Genomic DNA, 15,492 nt, shown 5'->3' on the forward strand with positions numbered 1-15,492 from the left:
TCACGGACTCAAGTCATATGGAGGAAATCATGAAGTGGCGCCCGCAAGTTGAAAAGAACCCTCTTCCGTACTCACCATTTAAGAGCTCGACCGTTCCTAGGCCAATCGGCTGGCTGTCCTCAGTGAGTTCTGAAGGGGGCGAGAATATCGCTCCTTACAGTCAGTGGCAGAACCTCACGTTTGACCCGCCGATGGTGATGTTTTCTGCTAACCGTTACCCCGACGGGCGACGCAAAGACACAGTGAAGAACGCTGAAGAAACGGGTTGGTTTGTGTGGAACATGGCGACCTACGAACTGCGCGAGGCGGTGAACACTTCCGCGATGGCATTGGCAGAGCATGAATCCGAGTGGGACCACTTAGCCGAGTTTGGGGTCACCAAGGTTTACGCAGATAACCATCCAATCCCGATGGTTGCTGAGTCGCCGGTGCGTTTTGAGTGCAAGTATCACTCAACCCACAGCATCCCTGGCAATTCGAACGTGGGAACGATTGACGTGGTGTTTGCTCATGTAGACACAATTCACATTGACGACTCGATTATTACGCCTGAAGGCCGCTTGGACATACCGAAAATTCAGCCGATAGCACGCCTGGGATACTTCGACTACACCGTGGTGAAAGAAGTGTTTGAAATGCGAGTGCCGGGTTCAGACAGTGATGCTCAGGCGGGGCTCGAAGGTAGATCATGAGTTTCACGGCGAGCGGTTCGACGCGGCACTCCCGTCGCAAGATCAAGGACATGATTGCAGTCAACTTTGGCAATGCGCTTGAGTGGTACGACTGGAACATATACACGATCTTCGCCGTGGTATTTGCGTCGCAAATATTTAAGGCGGGCAATCCAACTTCGGCACTGCTGTCTACCCTGGCTGTCTTTGCTGTTGGCTTTATCGCGAGGCCGATTGGCGGTTTCATTTTTGGCGCTGTCGCCGACAAGGTTGGTCGTAAACGGAGCCTGTTTATTGCCATGGTGGTTACCGCTGTGGGTAGCTTGATCATTGCGGTAACTCCAACGTATGCCGCGGCGGGTATCCTGGCTCCCATTGTCTTGACCGTGGCGCGGTTGCTTCAGGGGCTCGCACATGGTGGCGAAATGGGCACTTCTGTCACGTATCTTGTCGAGCGCGCGCCGGATAACCGGCGTGGTTTTTTCGGGGCTACCTCTTGGATTTCGGTAGTCATCGGAACCATTCTCGCGACGCTCGTTGGACTGGGAATCAATACTTTTCTTAGCCCGGACCAAGTTGCCACATGGGGCTGGCGCATGGCTTTTGCCTTGGGTGGGATCTTGGGCTTGTATGCGCTTGTGTTGCGTCGGACTATTGAAGAGTCGGAACACTACACAGCGACTCAGGAAATAAATGAAGTAACTCAGTCGCCAGCGGGGCAGGGTGATGCGTCTGAGTCGTCTGCGTCGTCGATTATGCGCGGACTGTGGATTATTTTCGTGGTGTCAGCAAGCGGTTCACTCATGTTCTACACTTGGCTGATCTACCTGCCAACGCATGCGCAGCAAGTGCATCAGTTACCACCAACTCAGACCCTTTCCGCTTCACTCATAGCGCAAGTGATTTTCATGGCTGCAATTTTTGGAGCCGGCATGCTTGGGGATCGGGTTGGGCGCAAGCCAATGGTTATCGTCTTTAGTCTGTTGTTCGTGATTCTGCCTTACCCGCTTTTTGGTATTTTGGGAAGCTCTTTCGTCTCGTTCCTGGCAGTGCAGACGGTTGCACTTTTGGGTGTCGCAGTACTTTTCGGTGTGAATGGAGCCCTGTGGTCTGAAGTGCTGCCGACCGAGGTGCGGGCAAAGGGGGTGGCCACCGTGCTATCACTTGCAACGGCAATATTCGGTGGGACGGCCCCGTATGTCATTACCTGGTTGAACGCGAACAACCTCCCGAATGTCTTTCCGGGATACCTCATGGTTATGGCTGCGCTGACAGGGATTACGGCCCTATTCATGAAGGAAACTAAAGGCATCAGTCTTTCAAGGTGACTGAGGCTATCGGCAGAGCTCAATGACTGTGTCAACGAAAGAGGTCCGAACTTCCAGTTCGGGCCTCTTTCGTTGTTTGTTCAAGTGGTGGGTCAGAACGTGCGCGGCTCAGGCGAGAGGGGGACGGTGTGGGGTTTGCCCTGAGCGCTACGGCGGCCCAGTGGAGCGCGGGAGTTTGATGTGGCTCAGTGACCTTCCTCCACGCTGAAAGATCGAACATATATCGAAGGTAAGCAAATAAAAACTTCAAGTGATATTGAATGTGTGTTCGAATGATGGTAGGCTAGAACCACAAAGGAGGTGAGCAACGATGCTTAATCCAGGCTTAGAAGAAGACGTGGACCTTTACCGCGAACCCAGTGACGCGGTGTTTGAGGCTTTCGGGACAGTTGAGCGTGAGGTCAATGATGTGACGATTAAGCGTGCGGAAGCCTTGGCTTCTGTGGTCGTTGCTCATCTCGACCCAATGACGGATGACTCATCGGAGCTGCGCACAGTTTTCAACGCCGAGGCGGGAGCAGCGCCGACTGTTGTCGGGCAAGTCCCCAGTTTCGCTGGTGAAACTCGGGTTGATGCGTTTGGTCAAGTGCGCGAACAAGCGCCCAAAGTGTCGATTGATGACACTGTCGTATGCGTGCTCACGCCAAACGGTGGTGTGGTTTCAGTAAAAGACGTAGAACGGTTGCTGGACTCTTTGCCTTCCCCAACGGTGGGGATGCTTTCGCAGTTCATGGACTGCACCGGACCGCAGGTGATTACTGAGACCCGTCGGGTGGTGACGGGGGCGCTGTTCATGCCCAAGCTGTGGGCGTTAGCGAAAACCGGTGTCGTTGGATATGACCGGGTGGCATATGTCTCCCGAAGGCTGTCGCACTTGGGGATCTGTGTTCCACTATTCGATGAACTTCTTACGTCGCGACGACTGGACGTGACCTTCAAAACGTTCAGAAAACACGTCAATGAGATCATTGCGATGCTGACCACCCCAAAGAGCCGAAACGAAGACGCGGTGCGAAACCGGTGCGTGCGGTACTGGGACAACGGCGACGGTACGTCCACGGTAGCGATGACCGGCCCAACCTTGGTTATGCACGCGTACTTCGCGCGTTTAAGTGGTTGCGCGCGGGCGGTTAAGAAAAACGATATCGACCCGTTCATCGCCACGCTTTCGGATAAAGACCGCGAAATTCTTGTCCCCGGCGAATCTGGTGAAAAGGTTAAACTCCGGGTCGGTGACCTGGGTGACGTGGAAATCGACGACGACCGGTTGATGGACCAACTCTTATTCGACATGGCTGTCGGCGCTATTCCCAGTACTGAAGTACACGCAAAAGTCGTACCCACAGGGCAACGGAAACCGGGCAGTGTGGAGTATGGAGAAAGCGTTGACTCTGCAGGTGAAGGTGCCAATGAGCTGAGCAGCGTTCCCGTGTTTAATGACAAGTGGGAAGCCAATAACGCGCAGCGCGTGTATGAAATGGAACTGTGCATCTCCATGCCAATCAACGAGGAATGGTTAAAAGCTCAGACCAACATTAACGTCACGGTCCCCGTGCTTCACTTCCTCAAGGACCAAATGCCGGGACTCATTGAGCTGGATCTGGCAGCAAACGGTGTGAACGTGCCTAGTGGTGACGGTCAGGCAACGGAAGATCGGCCCCCGGGAGGAACGGATCCGGGTGGTGAACCGCCGGGCGTGCAGCAATCAGCCGGAATGAATGCAGACGGTAAACCACAAGGCGAAGATCCTCCGGATAGAAGCGGTTTAAGTGGAGTCACTCAAGTTGGAGATCCGCCACGTGAAGGTGCGCGAACTGAAGGTGCGCAAGGTGACGAGGCGCTTAATGAAAGTGAGCAAGGTGCGGGACTGCCAGAAGAAGATGGCTCGCACGAGACCGCGACGCGCGAAAACGACGGGAATACGGCTCGCCCAGTTTTGGTGCGGGAACGCCTGAACGTGCCCGCGATGTTGAATAACCGGACTCCGATTGATGACCAGACTGCTGATGAACTGATCTCCCGAGCAACGTGGGTGTATCGGATGTTTACTGACCCAGACACTGGTGTCGTGGTTCAATCAACCCCCACAAAGTACCGCGTGACAGCGCCACTCAAGCGCGTGATTGAAGCTCGGTCAGTGATGTGCTCGGTGCCATGGTGTCCGGTGCCGGCTCGGGTATGTGAAAAAGACCATATAGAGCCGTTCAACCACGCGGACCCTAAGCGTGGCGGGCAAACCGTGCTGGAGAACCTGCACTCGTTGTGTAAGAAGCACCACCAGGAGAAAACCAACAGACGCATCAGCATCACCACACGTGACGACGGAGGACTGGCGGTTGGGTTCCCGCGCATCGGCACGACGCTGGTGTATCCGCCGGAGTCCAGAATTAATCAGGAGCAGTTCGAGCAGTTGGTCCAGTTCTTCGACGCGGGGAAGTTGGATGTGAGTCGCTCGGTGGGTGGCTTTCTGGACGCTGAACATGCAAAAGCGGGGGTTGCGGCTTCGAGGCAGTTCGTGACGCAGAAAGAAATCACCAAGCCAGTTGCGGCAGAAGAGGCAGAAGAGGCAGAAGAGTCGGCTGACGCTGGGTCAAACCCTGGGGTAGGAAGATCTGCTGAGGGTGAAACTGCGCGCGGCGGGCGGTCCGTCTGGGAGTATGCGCCGGCGCCGGGAGAGTTGGTCGGCGATGCGCCACCGTTCTGAGAAGACAGTTTTCCTTAGGAAAGTGTTTGCCTTGGTGGGGCGTAGCTAGCTGTACTGACCGGGGACGTTGGTCAATCGGGAGATGGGCGGCTGGTAGTCGCAGGCCGTGTGCGGCCGGTGGTGGTTGTAGTGGTGGAGCCAGTCAGCGAGTGCGTCGCGACGCTCCTGCTCGCTGGTGTAGCAGCGAGCGTAAGCCCATCCGTCGGCCATTGTGCGATGGAAGCGTTCGACCTTGCCGTTGGTTTGCGGCCGGTAGGGGCGGGTCCGCTTTGGGGTGATGGACAGCTCCTCGCAGGTGCCGCGCCACAGGTGCGAGCGGTAGGCACCGCCATTGTCTGATAAGACTCGTTCGACAGTGACGCCACGATCGGTGAACCACTCGACCGCACGGTGCAGCACAGCGACCGCAGTGGTGGCGGTCTCGTCGTGGGCCTCGGAGTACGCCACTCGTGAGTGATCGTCGATCACGGTGTGGATGAAGGCGTACCCGAGCTTGGGATCGCGCCACTTGTTCTTCGGCTTGTCGGGGGTGGCGGAACGGTTCTTCTCTCCTTGGCGGCGGCCCACGTAGCGCCAGCCACCGCCATCGGGGATGTTCCCGAACTTCTTCACGTCTACATGGACGAGGGAGCCAAGGTAGCGGTGTTCGTACCGGCGAACTAGCTCGCCAGTGGCGCGGTCGAGGTAAGCAAGTCGGTTCAATCGAGCCGAGCGCAGGATGCGGTGCACGGTCGATGGAGCGACACCGACGCGCACGGCGAGCTGAACCGGTCCTTCTCGCAGCCTCATTCGCAGGCTGATACAGCGCTTCGTGACCGCGAGCGATGTCTTGGTCGGTGAGTTCTTCGGGCGCGAGGACCTGTCCTGCATGGACTCGCCGGACAGATAGCGGTCGACCCAACGCTTCACGGTGGGCCACGACACCTGGAACCGGGCTGCGATCTCGCTGATCGGCCATCCTTCGTCGACGACGAGGCGGGCGACCTTGAGTCGGTGGCGAGGTGTGAGAGCGGCGTTCGCGTGCGTCGTCATCGGACCGGCTCCCACTGGAAGCGCCACCGGCCAACGAGAGCAGCGACGGCGAGTACAACGCACAGAAGAAACACCGGCATGATCATGGCGGCTAGTGGGTCGCCGTCCCACGCTTGTTGAGCGGCTTCGACGAACCAACGGACGGGTGAATACTTAACGATCTGCTGAATCGCCGACGGCATCGCCGCCAATGGCGTAAAGGCTCCGGATGTGAGCATGAGCAGGATCATGAGCACGTTCCCTATGCCCGTAGCGGCAGTGGCGGACGGATAGAGCGCAGCAAGCGCGCAACCCACTGCGAGGAAGGTGCTGAGTCCGATGAGGCACACGGCCAGGACACCTGGGACGTGGCTAGGCATGGGCACCCCGAAAACCCCGATCCCAATCGCCAAAGCGGTGAGCATGCCCGCAATACCTACGACGAAGTGCACGGTGAGGCTCGCTGCGATGAAGGTGGAACGACGCAGGGGCGTAAGACTCAGGCGTCGGAGTGCGCCCGTGTCACGAAGGGTCAGCATCGCCACGGGCACCTGGAGGACCCCGGTCATGGCGAGAACAAGAGAGGCGAAGGCGGGAAGGGTCGCATCAAGGAATCCCCGTCCACCGAACTCCGGTCGCGGATCGTTACCGAAGATCACACCCAAGGCCAGCACCAAAACCGGCGCGAAACCGAAAGAGAAGAACAGGCCCACAGGGTCGCGGCGCTGGGAGCGCCATAGGGCTTTGAGAAGGGCTCGATATGCGTTCATGCCGCCTGCTCCTCGGTGGTGATGTGTCGACCGGTGAGGGCCAGGAAGACGTCTTCAAGGCCGGGGGTCGTCGTGCTCATGCTCGTTACGGTGATGCGGTGTGCCGCCAGTGCAGCAAGGACGCCCTGCAGCCCGTCCGCAGTGCCGCGGATGGTCAGTTCCCGTCCCTCTGTTCGAGCGCTGGTCACGCCAGGAACTCCGTTGAGGTCGAACTCTGCGCTAGGCGACGCCGACAGGATGAGCTTCGCCGTGGTTTCGCCGGCGTGTTGCTGGATGAGGGAAGCCACTGTGTCCAAAGCAACCAACCGGCCGTGGTCGATGATGGCTACACGGTCGCATAGCCGTTCGGCCTCCTCCATGTAGTGGGTTGTGAGAACGACCGTTGCACCGCTATCGCGGACGTGCTCGACGGTGTCCCACATGTTTCGACGTGACTGAGGATCGAGAGCGGTGGTGAGCTCGTCCAAAAAGGCGAGCTTGGGACGGTTGATCAAGGCGAGGGCGACGAACACTCGTTGACGCTCCCCACCCGAGAGCCTGTCAACGCGGGCGTTGGCCTTGTCCTTGATCCCCAGATCCTTCAGCAGTTCGCGCCAAGGCCGCGGACGCTCGTAGAGGGCGGAGTAGAGCTCGAGGGCGTCCTGCACAGTGAGGCGAGGTGGCAGGGCCGCGCTTTGCAGCTGGACCCCAATTTGCTGAGCCAACGAGTGCTGGTCCTTGATGGGGTCGCAGCCGAGCACCTCGACGTGCCCAGACGAGGGGCGGTCCAGTCCTTCCAGACAGTTCAACAGGGTCGTCTTACCAGCACCATTCGGGCCCACGACCCCGAAGATCTCTCCTTCGCGGACCTTGAAGGAGACGTCTTCGAGGGCAGTGAAGCTGCCGAAGTTGCGGCTGACAGCCGCACAGCTCACGACATTCTTCATCCCTCATCACCCTCGGAGTCCACGGGGGCCCGATGGCTAGGCATCGCCTGCATGACGATCTGATCGAGCGTTTCCTGGCGCATCAAAGCGATCCCTTGGTTCGCGTCAGCGAGCAGGAGCAGGGTGTCGCCCGGGTGAATATCGAAGAGCTCCCGCGCACCCTTGGGGATGACGACCTGTCCCTTGGGGCCGACCTTGACCGTCGCGACGTACTTGCCCGGTGGGGACGTTTGATCCATGTCCATGCTGACCTCCTGGTTGGTGCCACAAGTATAACAAGTGGCACCAATCGGGGGGTGACCTCACGTCATGTAGTCGATCAACGTGTCCGGTCAGTACAGCTAGCTGGGGGACTTGAAGGACCTGGGTAGGGGAATCCGAGGTCGGGAGAACTGGTTGGTGACGCGCCACCGTTCAGACGTTCTGACCGTAGTAAAAGCCGGGCTGGTGGCCTCCCGTCGTTCTGAGAAAAGGCCAGCTGGCAACTCGAAGAACTGGGCTAGGGGAACCTAAGGCCAGGTTAGGGAACCGGCTGATGTTGCGAAGACTCGTCTGGTCTCAAAACTTACCGCAGCACCTCACGCAACAACCGCAGCGCCGCGTCCTTATCAAGAGGCTCGTTGCCGTTGCCGCACTTGGGGCTCTGCACACAGGACGGACAACCAGCAGCACATTCGCACGCGTCAATCGCATCAAGCGTCGCCTGCTGCCACTCCGCAAAAACCTCGAACCCACGCTCGGCAAACCCGGCGCCACCTGACTGCCCGTCATACACAAACACGGTCGCCTGCCCGGTGTCGACGTGCCGGGCGGTAGAAACCCCGCCAATGTCCCACCGGTCACAACCAGCAAACAATGGCAACAGCCCAATTGACGCATGCTCGGCCGCGTGGACAGCGCCGGGCAGATCACCGGGAACCACCTCGGCGTCCTCCACCACCGAATCCGGCGCCGTCCACCACACCGCATGCGTGCGCAACGTCTGCGTCGGCAAATCCAACGGCCGCTCACCCAACACCACGCCCGTGCCGTTCTGCCGCATGATGTACCCCGTCACCTGGGTCGTCACCTCAACAGCCCCATGAAACACCCGGCACCCGCTGGGCAACCCACGCGACCCCTCGGTGCCCACCACGCGAATCTCCGTCACCGACCTCGCCTGTGTCGTGTAATCCACCGTCGCGGGCGCCACCAACGCCACCCGCTCGGCCAAATCCAACTCCAACACCGAAAACGTCTCACCCTGATGCACATACACCGCACCCGGGAAACTCTGCCGGGGCGCGGCCGCATCATCCACCGTGCCCAACAACATGCCCGTCGCCTGATCCACCAACCGCACCTGCGCGCCACCAGACCCGCGAATATCCGTCAACGCCGCCGCAGACTCCGCCTTCGCCCAAAACCACCCCGTGGGCCGCGCACGCAAATACTTCGCCTCGGCCAACTCGCGCGCCACCTCAACGGCCCGCTCACCAAACCACAACCGGCCGTCATCCTCCGTCAACGGCTCCTCAGCAGCCGCCGCCAACAAATGCCCCGCCACCACATACGGGTTCTCCGGGTGAATGACTCCCGCCTCAACCGGGGCGTCAAACACATGCTCCGGGTTGTGCACCACATACGTGTCCAACGGGTCATCCCTGGCGATCAACACCGCCAACCATTCCTGCCCCGCCCGGCCCGCACGCCCGGCCTGCTGCCACAACGACGCCAACGTGCCCGGCCAGCCTGCGATCACCACCACGTCCAACCCGCTGATGTCGATCCCCAACTCCAACGCGTTCGTTGAGGCCACCGTCCGCAACTTGCCCCCGCGCAAGCCTGTCTCCAAGGCCCGGCGCTCCTCGGGCAAGTACCCGCCCCGGTAGGCCGCGACCGAGGTGGTCAACTCCGGCGCTATCCGCCCCACCTGGCTACGTACCGAGTCCGCCAACGCCTCAGCTCCCGCACGAGACGCAATGAACGCAATCGACCGCACCCCCGCGCACGTCGTATCCACCAACATGCTCGTGGCCTCACTGATCGTCGACCGGCGCTGCGCCTCCTCGCCAGCTACCAATGGCGGCTCCCACAAAAGAAACGTGCCCGCAGCCTTAGGTGACGTATCCTCCGTCACCGCATACGCCTCCCGGCCAGTAAACCGGCCAAACGCTCCCGCCGGGTCAGCCATCGTCGCAGATGCCCCCACAACGACAGGCCGCGCTCCATACAACGCCGCCACCCGCAACAACCGGCGCAACACCAACGCCACATGCGACCCAAACACACCTCGGTACCTGTGCGCCTCGTCAACAACCACAAACCGCAAGTTTTTAAACCACCGGCGAAACCGCTCATGACCAGGCAAAATGCTGCGGTGCAACATATCGGGGTTGGTGAAAATGATGTTGCCGTGCTGCCGGACCCACTGCCGGTCCGCCTCCGAGGTGTCCCCATCGAAACTGCCCGCACGCACCCCCTGTAACGGCAACGACACGAGCTTCGACAACTGATCATGCCCCAACGCCTTCGTGGGAGAAATATATAGAGTCGTCGCCACCTTGGTAGGCAACGCACCCCGACTCTCAAACGCCGCCTGCGTGACCGGCAACCAAAACCCCAGGCTCTTCCCGCTAGCGGTACCGGTGGCGATGACGACATCATCGTTCTTCCACACCCTCTGCGCCGCCTCCACCTGGTGCCGCCACGGGCGCTCAATACCCGTGACCTGCCACGCGTGAACGACCTCGGGACTTACCCACTCCGGCCAATCCGCAAACTGCGCCTCCCGCGCGGGAAAACTGCGCGCATGCGTCACACGGTCAGCCCGCTCGCCAAACGCAGTCACCAGATCAATCAGCACACCCCAACCTTAGCGGTCACGCTCAACACAACCCCGTAGAGTAGTGCCCGTGCTCACGATTGATCAGACCACCGTCAACACCCTGCGCCACGCCCTGCACCACCAGCGGTTCACCCCCGCTGGCCTGCGCGAACTGTGGGGCGCAGACATCGACGACGCCCTCACCCGCAACAACGCCGCCCCCGCCCGCTGGTTCCTGACAGGCCGCACGGACCCGCTTTCGGTAATGGCAAACCTTTTCGTGTGCGCGGCCACCATGGACGCCGAGGTCGTCCGCACCTCCCTTGGCACCCACCTTTTCGACGCGGCAACCGCAACCGGTGCTCTTCTCGAACGCGCCGGAACAGTACATGCCCCCTTCGCCCTGCGCGCCGTCGAAGTGCCTCCAGGGCTAAGCGGCCACACAGACGAACCCGCCCCTGACCCCACCCCCGACCACATTTGGCTCTTCTCCGACCACGGCACCCTGGTCCGCGACGAACCCGTCGCCGGTGACTTCGTATTAGGCGTGGGCGGTGCCGGGCGCACCCTCCTCAACATCACCCCACGCACACCCGTGCACACCGCGCTTGACCTGGGTACCGGGTGCGGCATCCAAGCCATCGCGCTAGCCCGCCACTGCGACCACGTCATCGCCACCGACATCTCAGCCCGGGCACTCGCCTTCACCCGCGCCAACGCCACCCTCAACGGGGCACACAACATCGAAACCCGCGAAGGCTCCCTCTTCGAACCCACCCCAGAACAGTTCGACCTCATCGTCTCCAACCCGCCCTTCGTCATCACCCCACAGGGCCACACGGCCACACTGGAATACCGCGATGGCGGCCACACCGGCGACCAACTCATGCGCACCCTGCTCGCCCAGCTGCCCAACCATTTGACCACCTCGGGCACGGCATGCCTGCTGGGCAACTGGGAAATCACGCACGCCACTAGCGAAGACCCCACCCAAGACCCCGAAACCCCCACAGACCCCACCCACTGGGTCCCCCACACCGTCGACATCAGCGTCATTGAACGCGAACAGCTCACCCCCGCCCACTACGCTGAAACGTGGATCCGCGACGGGGGAGTGGTGCCCGGCAGCTCCCGCTGGAACGCAGACACGGCCGCGTGGCTAGACGACTTCGCTTCCCGAGGTGTCACCCGGATCGCGTTCGGGTGGATCCAGGTGCGGGCCCGGGCTGTGGAACCCGAGGCCGCCACAGACGATCACCCGCCAGCGCCTCCCATCCGTCACTTCGAATCCCGCCCCGGCCCGCTGGGAGCCAACCCCGGCGGAATCGCACAGTTCCTTGATGTGCGCTTCGACCTCATCCAGTGGCTCAACCAGGCAGACGACAACGAACTGCTCGACACCGCGTTCATCCGCAACGAAGGAGTTGTCGAACACCGCCACTTCACCCCCGGCGACGAATCGCCCACCACCATCACAATCGAAGTGGGAATCGGGTTCGCCCGCGAAATGACCGTAGACACCGCGTTCGCCGGGTGCATCGGAGTCGCAGACGGCAGCCTCACCCTGCGGGCAGTGGCCCACGCCCTCGCCCAGTTGCTTGACGTGGAGCCTGGTATGCTCGCGTCGCAACTCGTAGCGCAGGTTCGTGACGCGGTTGTCAGTGGTATCTTGTACCCCAACTCATAAAACCGCGCACATCACAAGTGCTACATTCAAGTGGACGCGTACACACTTGCGTGAGAAAGGACTCTCGTGCCAACCACTCAGCCACGTCGCCTCGTTATTGTGGAGTCACCCACAAAGGCCCGCACAATCGTTGGATACCTGGGCGACGGCTACGATGTGGAAGCGTCCGTAGGTCACATCCGTGACCTGCCCCAGCCCTCAGAGCTCCCGGCCGACATGAAGAAGGGTCCCTACGGCAAGTTCGCCGTCGACGTGGATAACGGCTTCGACCCCTACTACCGGGTGGACCCCGGCAAGAAGAAAAAGGTCACCGAACTCAAAAAGCTCCTCAAGGACGCCGACGAACTCTACCTCGCAACCGATGAGGACCGCGAAGGGGAAGCCATCGCATGGCACCTCATCGAAGTGCTCAAACCAAAAATCCCCGTCAAACGCATGGTCTTCCACGAAATCACCCCGGAAGCCATCAACCGCGCACTGGAAAACACGCGCGAACTCGACATCAACCTCGTCGACGCCCAAGAAACCCGCCGCATCCTCGACCGTTTATACGGTTACGAAGTGTCGCCGGTTCTGTGGCGCAAGGTCCGCGCCGGGCTGTCCGCCGGTCGCGTCCAGTCGGTTGCCACCCGCCTGGTCGTCGAGCGTGAACGTGAACGCATGAAGTTCATCCCCGCCGACTACTGGGACCTCGACCTGGCACTATCCCTGCCCGACGCCGCCGACGGTGAAGAATTCGCCGCCAAACTCACCACCTACCTGAGCCAAAAAGTGGCCACCGGCCGCGACTTCGACGACGCCGGTCAACTGAAAAAGGCCAGCTCTGAGGTCGTGGTCCTGGGTAAGGACGACGCCACCAAACTCGCCTCCGTGCTCAACGTCGGAGCGCCCTTAAGCGTCTCCGGGCTTGAAACCAAGCCGTACTCACGCCGGCCCGCCGCCCCGTTTACCACCTCAACCCTGCAGCAGGAAGCCGGCCGCAAACTGCGCATGAGCTCCCGCCAGGCCATGCGCGTTGCCCAGTCGCTGTACGAAAACGGGTACATCACATATATGCGTACGGACTCCTCGGCCCTGTCCGCCGAGGCCGTTGCCGCCGCCCGCAAGCAAGTCACCGAACTCTATGGGCCCGAATACGTCCCCGGCTCTCCGCGGGTTTACGCGAAGAAGCAGAAGGGTGCGCAGGAAGCACACGAAGCGATCCGTCCCGCAGGTGACTCGTTCCGCACGCCCGCCCAAGTGCAAGGCAAACTGTCTAGCGACGAGTTCAAACTCTACGACCTGATCTGGAAGCGCACTGTCGCCTCCCAGATGGCCGACGCAAAAGGCTCCACCGCCACCATGAAGATCAGCGCCGACCTCAGCACCCACCTCGGGGACGGGGCAACGGCAGGCATGACCGCCTCGGGAACGGTCATCACCTTCCGCGGATTCCTCGCCGCCTACGAAGAAGGCCGCGACGCAAGCCGCTACGACTCCGGTGACGCCGGTTCACGCCTCCCGCAAGTCACGGAAGGCCAAGAACTCGCCGTCCACTCCGCAGAAGCCGCGGGGCACACAACCGCGCCACCGCCTCGGTACACGGAAGCCAGCCTGGTCAAGCGGTTGGAAGAACTGGGAATCGGGCGCCCATCCACCTACGCGGCCATCATCTCCACCATCCAAGACCGTGGGTACGTGCGCCCTCGCGGGAACGCGCTGGTGCCCAGCTGGCTCGCATTCTCCGTGGTCAGATTGCTTGAAGAGCACTTCGGCGGACTCGTGGACTACCAGTTCACTGCTGACCTGGAAACGGAACTTGACCACATCGCAGCTGGTGAACTCGACCGCACGCAGTGGCTTTCCGACTTCTACTTTGGAACCGGTGCCGCCGGAGCTACAGTCACCGACGGCCCAGACGGTGACCAACCCGCCAGCGACCACCCGGGACTCAAACCAACCGTGGATGATCTGGGCGACATTGACGCCCGCGAAGTCAACACCGTGCAGATCGCGGATGACGTGACCCTGCGCGTGGGCCGGTACGGGCCATACCTGGAAGTCCCCACCGACGACCCCGAAAAACCCAAGCGCGTATCAGTGCCAGACGACCTGGCCCCAGACGAACTCACGGCCGAAAAAGCCCGCGAACTCATCGAAACCCAGGGCGACGGCGACCGCGAACTCGGCGTGGACCCGGAAACCGGGCACACGATCGTTGCCAAGAACGGGCGCTTCGGCCCCTACGTCACCGAGGTGCTACCCGAATCCGACGCGCCTGCCAAACGCGGCACCAAGAAGCCCAAGCCACGCACCGCCTCGCTGTTTAAGTCCATGGACCTGCAGACCGTTAGGCTGGAAGAAGCGCTGAAACTTCTGAGCCTGCCCAGGGTCGTTGGCCAAGACCAAGAAGGCGTGGACATTACCGCGCAAAACGGACGCTACGGGCCCTACCTGAAGAAGGGAACCGACTCGCGATCACTGGAATCCGAAGAACAGATTTTCAGCATCACAGTCGAAGAAGCATTGGCGATCTACGCGCAACCCAAGACGCGCGGCGGGCGCAAAGCGGCGGCTCCGCTCAAGGAATTCGGCGAGGACCCCGAAACCAAGAAGCCCGTCGTTGTGAAGGACGGTCGCTTTGGCCCCTACGTCACCGACGGCACCACCAACGCGACCCTGCGTAAAGACGACTCGGTGGAGACCATCACCGCAGAACGCGCGTTCCAGCTCCTGGCCGAAAAACGTGCCAAGGGACCCGCCAAGAAGCGCACCACCGCGAAGAAGACGACCACCCGGAAGACGACTGCTTCGAAGACCACGGCGAAGAAATCCACCGCCAAGAAGAGCTAACTAGGCTAGCCGGTGCCTCTCGTCATATGCGCGAGAGGCTTCGATAACCTCACTGGTGAGCGCGGTTTCGCACAGGTCCCATTCCGTGGCGTACGCGGTCAAAAACGCGTCTTTGACGTCCTCAACCGTGATCCCCGGGTGGAGCTCACTCAACGCTCCACCCGTTTGCGGATCCCACTCCACACCTAGGGCGGCTTCGACATCGGTCAGGCACGCGCGAATGGGCTGCGGGTCCGTCACAATCACTGAGGACGAAAACAACCACCCCTTATTGGTCACCCGTTGCGCTGTCCCAATGATCTTGATGCGCCCGGCCGCGTTGACTGAGAACTCGCCCGGGCAGTACTCGCCAGGAATCTCGCCAACGCGCGCATCCACACCCAGTGTGCGCAAAGCTGAGGCGTACAGCTCACCAAACTGGGTGAACCGCTCCTGCGTCTTGCCGTACAGCGTGCTGGCCGGTTCCATGTGGTCAAGCACCAAACTCCCGAGGTGGTACGCCGCCGCGCGTCCCCCAAGGGTCCGCAGTGCTGGAGTAAAACCGTGAGCGCGGGCCGCCTGGGTTGCCTGTGGGAAACCCTCTGCGAACCGGTCGCGGGCACCAAACGCCACCGTGGGTTGTGGCTGGTATATCCGCAGGGTAGGTCCGCGGGTTCCGTTGCGGACGTCGTCAAGAAGGGCCCGGGCAACGCCGAGGTCGCGAACAGCTCCCTTGCTGGTGTCCGCTATGTATTCCAAGTGGTGTGACATCACGGCT

11 protein-coding genes are annotated in these 15,492 nt (G+C 60.9%); 5 read left to right on the plus strand and 6 right to left on the minus strand.

All coding sequences use genetic code 11. The features are described 5' to 3' along the window. Positions 1-29: 29 nt before the first annotated feature. The 3 genes from HMPREF0183_RS05925 to HMPREF0183_RS12810 all read left to right on the plus strand — a co-directional run bounded on the left by HMPREF0183_RS05925 (position 30) and on the right by HMPREF0183_RS12810 (position 4,703). The gene (locus HMPREF0183_RS05925) at positions 30-692 is read left to right on the plus strand and encodes a flavin reductase family protein (protein ID WP_040348304.1); all 663 of its coding nucleotides are present in this window, start codon (positions 30-32) and stop codon (positions 690-692) included. A 50-nt stretch (positions 693-742) separates the two neighbouring features. Next, positions 743-1,999, plus strand: a complete 1,257-nt coding sequence (locus HMPREF0183_RS05930; protein ID WP_245527120.1) for an MFS transporter — start codon at positions 743-745, stop codon at positions 1,997-1,999. 310 nt (positions 2,000-2,309) lie between these two features. Then, entirely contained in the window at positions 2,310-4,703 is a 2,394-nt protein-coding gene (locus tag HMPREF0183_RS12810) for an HNH endonuclease signature motif containing protein (RefSeq protein ID WP_005883918.1), read from the plus strand. A 45-nt stretch (positions 4,704-4,748) separates the two neighbouring features. On the opposite strand, the gene HMPREF0183_RS05940 is transcribed toward HMPREF0183_RS12810, so the two are convergent. The 5 genes from HMPREF0183_RS05940 to HMPREF0183_RS05960 form a co-directional block, all read right to left on the minus strand. Then, entirely contained in the window at positions 4,749-5,735 is a 987-nt protein-coding gene (locus HMPREF0183_RS05940; protein ID WP_005883920.1) for an IS481 family transposase, read from the minus strand. Continuing rightward, the gene (locus HMPREF0183_RS05945) at positions 5,732-6,484 is read right to left on the minus strand and encodes an ABC transporter permease (RefSeq protein ID WP_005883923.1); all 753 of its coding nucleotides are present in this window, start codon (positions 6,482-6,484) and stop codon (positions 5,732-5,734) included. Before HMPREF0183_RS05945 ends, HMPREF0183_RS05940 begins: the two co-directional genes overlap by 4 nt. Further along, entirely contained in the window at positions 6,481-7,410 is a 930-nt protein-coding gene (locus tag HMPREF0183_RS05950; protein ID WP_005883925.1) for an ABC transporter ATP-binding protein, read from the minus strand. The genes HMPREF0183_RS05945 and HMPREF0183_RS05950 overlap by 4 nt, the downstream gene beginning before the upstream one ends. Next, positions 7,407-7,655, minus strand: coding sequence for an AbrB/MazE/SpoVT family DNA-binding domain-containing protein (locus HMPREF0183_RS05955; protein ID WP_005883927.1), 249 nt, complete (start codon positions 7,653-7,655; stop codon positions 7,407-7,409). The genes HMPREF0183_RS05950 and HMPREF0183_RS05955 overlap by 4 nt, the downstream gene beginning before the upstream one ends. A 320-nt stretch (positions 7,656-7,975) precedes the next feature. After that, positions 7,976-10,255 carry a DEAD/DEAH box helicase gene (locus HMPREF0183_RS05960; protein ID WP_005883929.1) on the minus strand — a complete coding sequence of 760 codons (2,280 nt, stop codon included), beginning with the start codon at positions 10,253-10,255 and terminating at the stop codon, positions 7,976-7,978. Between the two features lie 49 nt (positions 10,256-10,304). On the opposite strand from HMPREF0183_RS05960, the gene HMPREF0183_RS05965 reads away from it, so the two are divergent. Further along, positions 10,305-11,903 carry a DUF7059 domain-containing protein gene (locus HMPREF0183_RS05965; RefSeq protein ID WP_050775362.1) on the plus strand — a complete coding sequence of 533 codons (1,599 nt, stop codon included), beginning with the start codon at positions 10,305-10,307 and terminating at the stop codon, positions 11,901-11,903. Positions 11,904-11,969: 66 nt separating this feature from the next. Beyond that, positions 11,970-14,735: a type I DNA topoisomerase gene (topA, locus tag HMPREF0183_RS05970; protein WP_005883933.1), complete on the plus strand. Its 2,766-nt coding sequence runs from the start codon at positions 11,970-11,972 to the stop codon at positions 14,733-14,735. Here the strand turns inward: topA and HMPREF0183_RS05975 are convergent, their stop codons facing one another. Further along, positions 14,736-15,485 carry a lipoate--protein ligase family protein gene (locus tag HMPREF0183_RS05975; RefSeq protein WP_005883935.1) on the minus strand — a complete coding sequence of 250 codons (750 nt, stop codon included), beginning with the start codon at positions 15,483-15,485 and terminating at the stop codon, positions 14,736-14,738. Between the last annotated feature and the right edge of the window lie 7 nt (positions 15,486-15,492).

The sequence above is a fragment of the Brevibacterium mcbrellneri ATCC 49030 genome (assembly GCF_000178455.1).
Classification (GTDB): domain Bacteria; phylum Actinomycetota; class Actinomycetes; order Actinomycetales; family Brevibacteriaceae; genus Brevibacterium; species Brevibacterium mcbrellneri.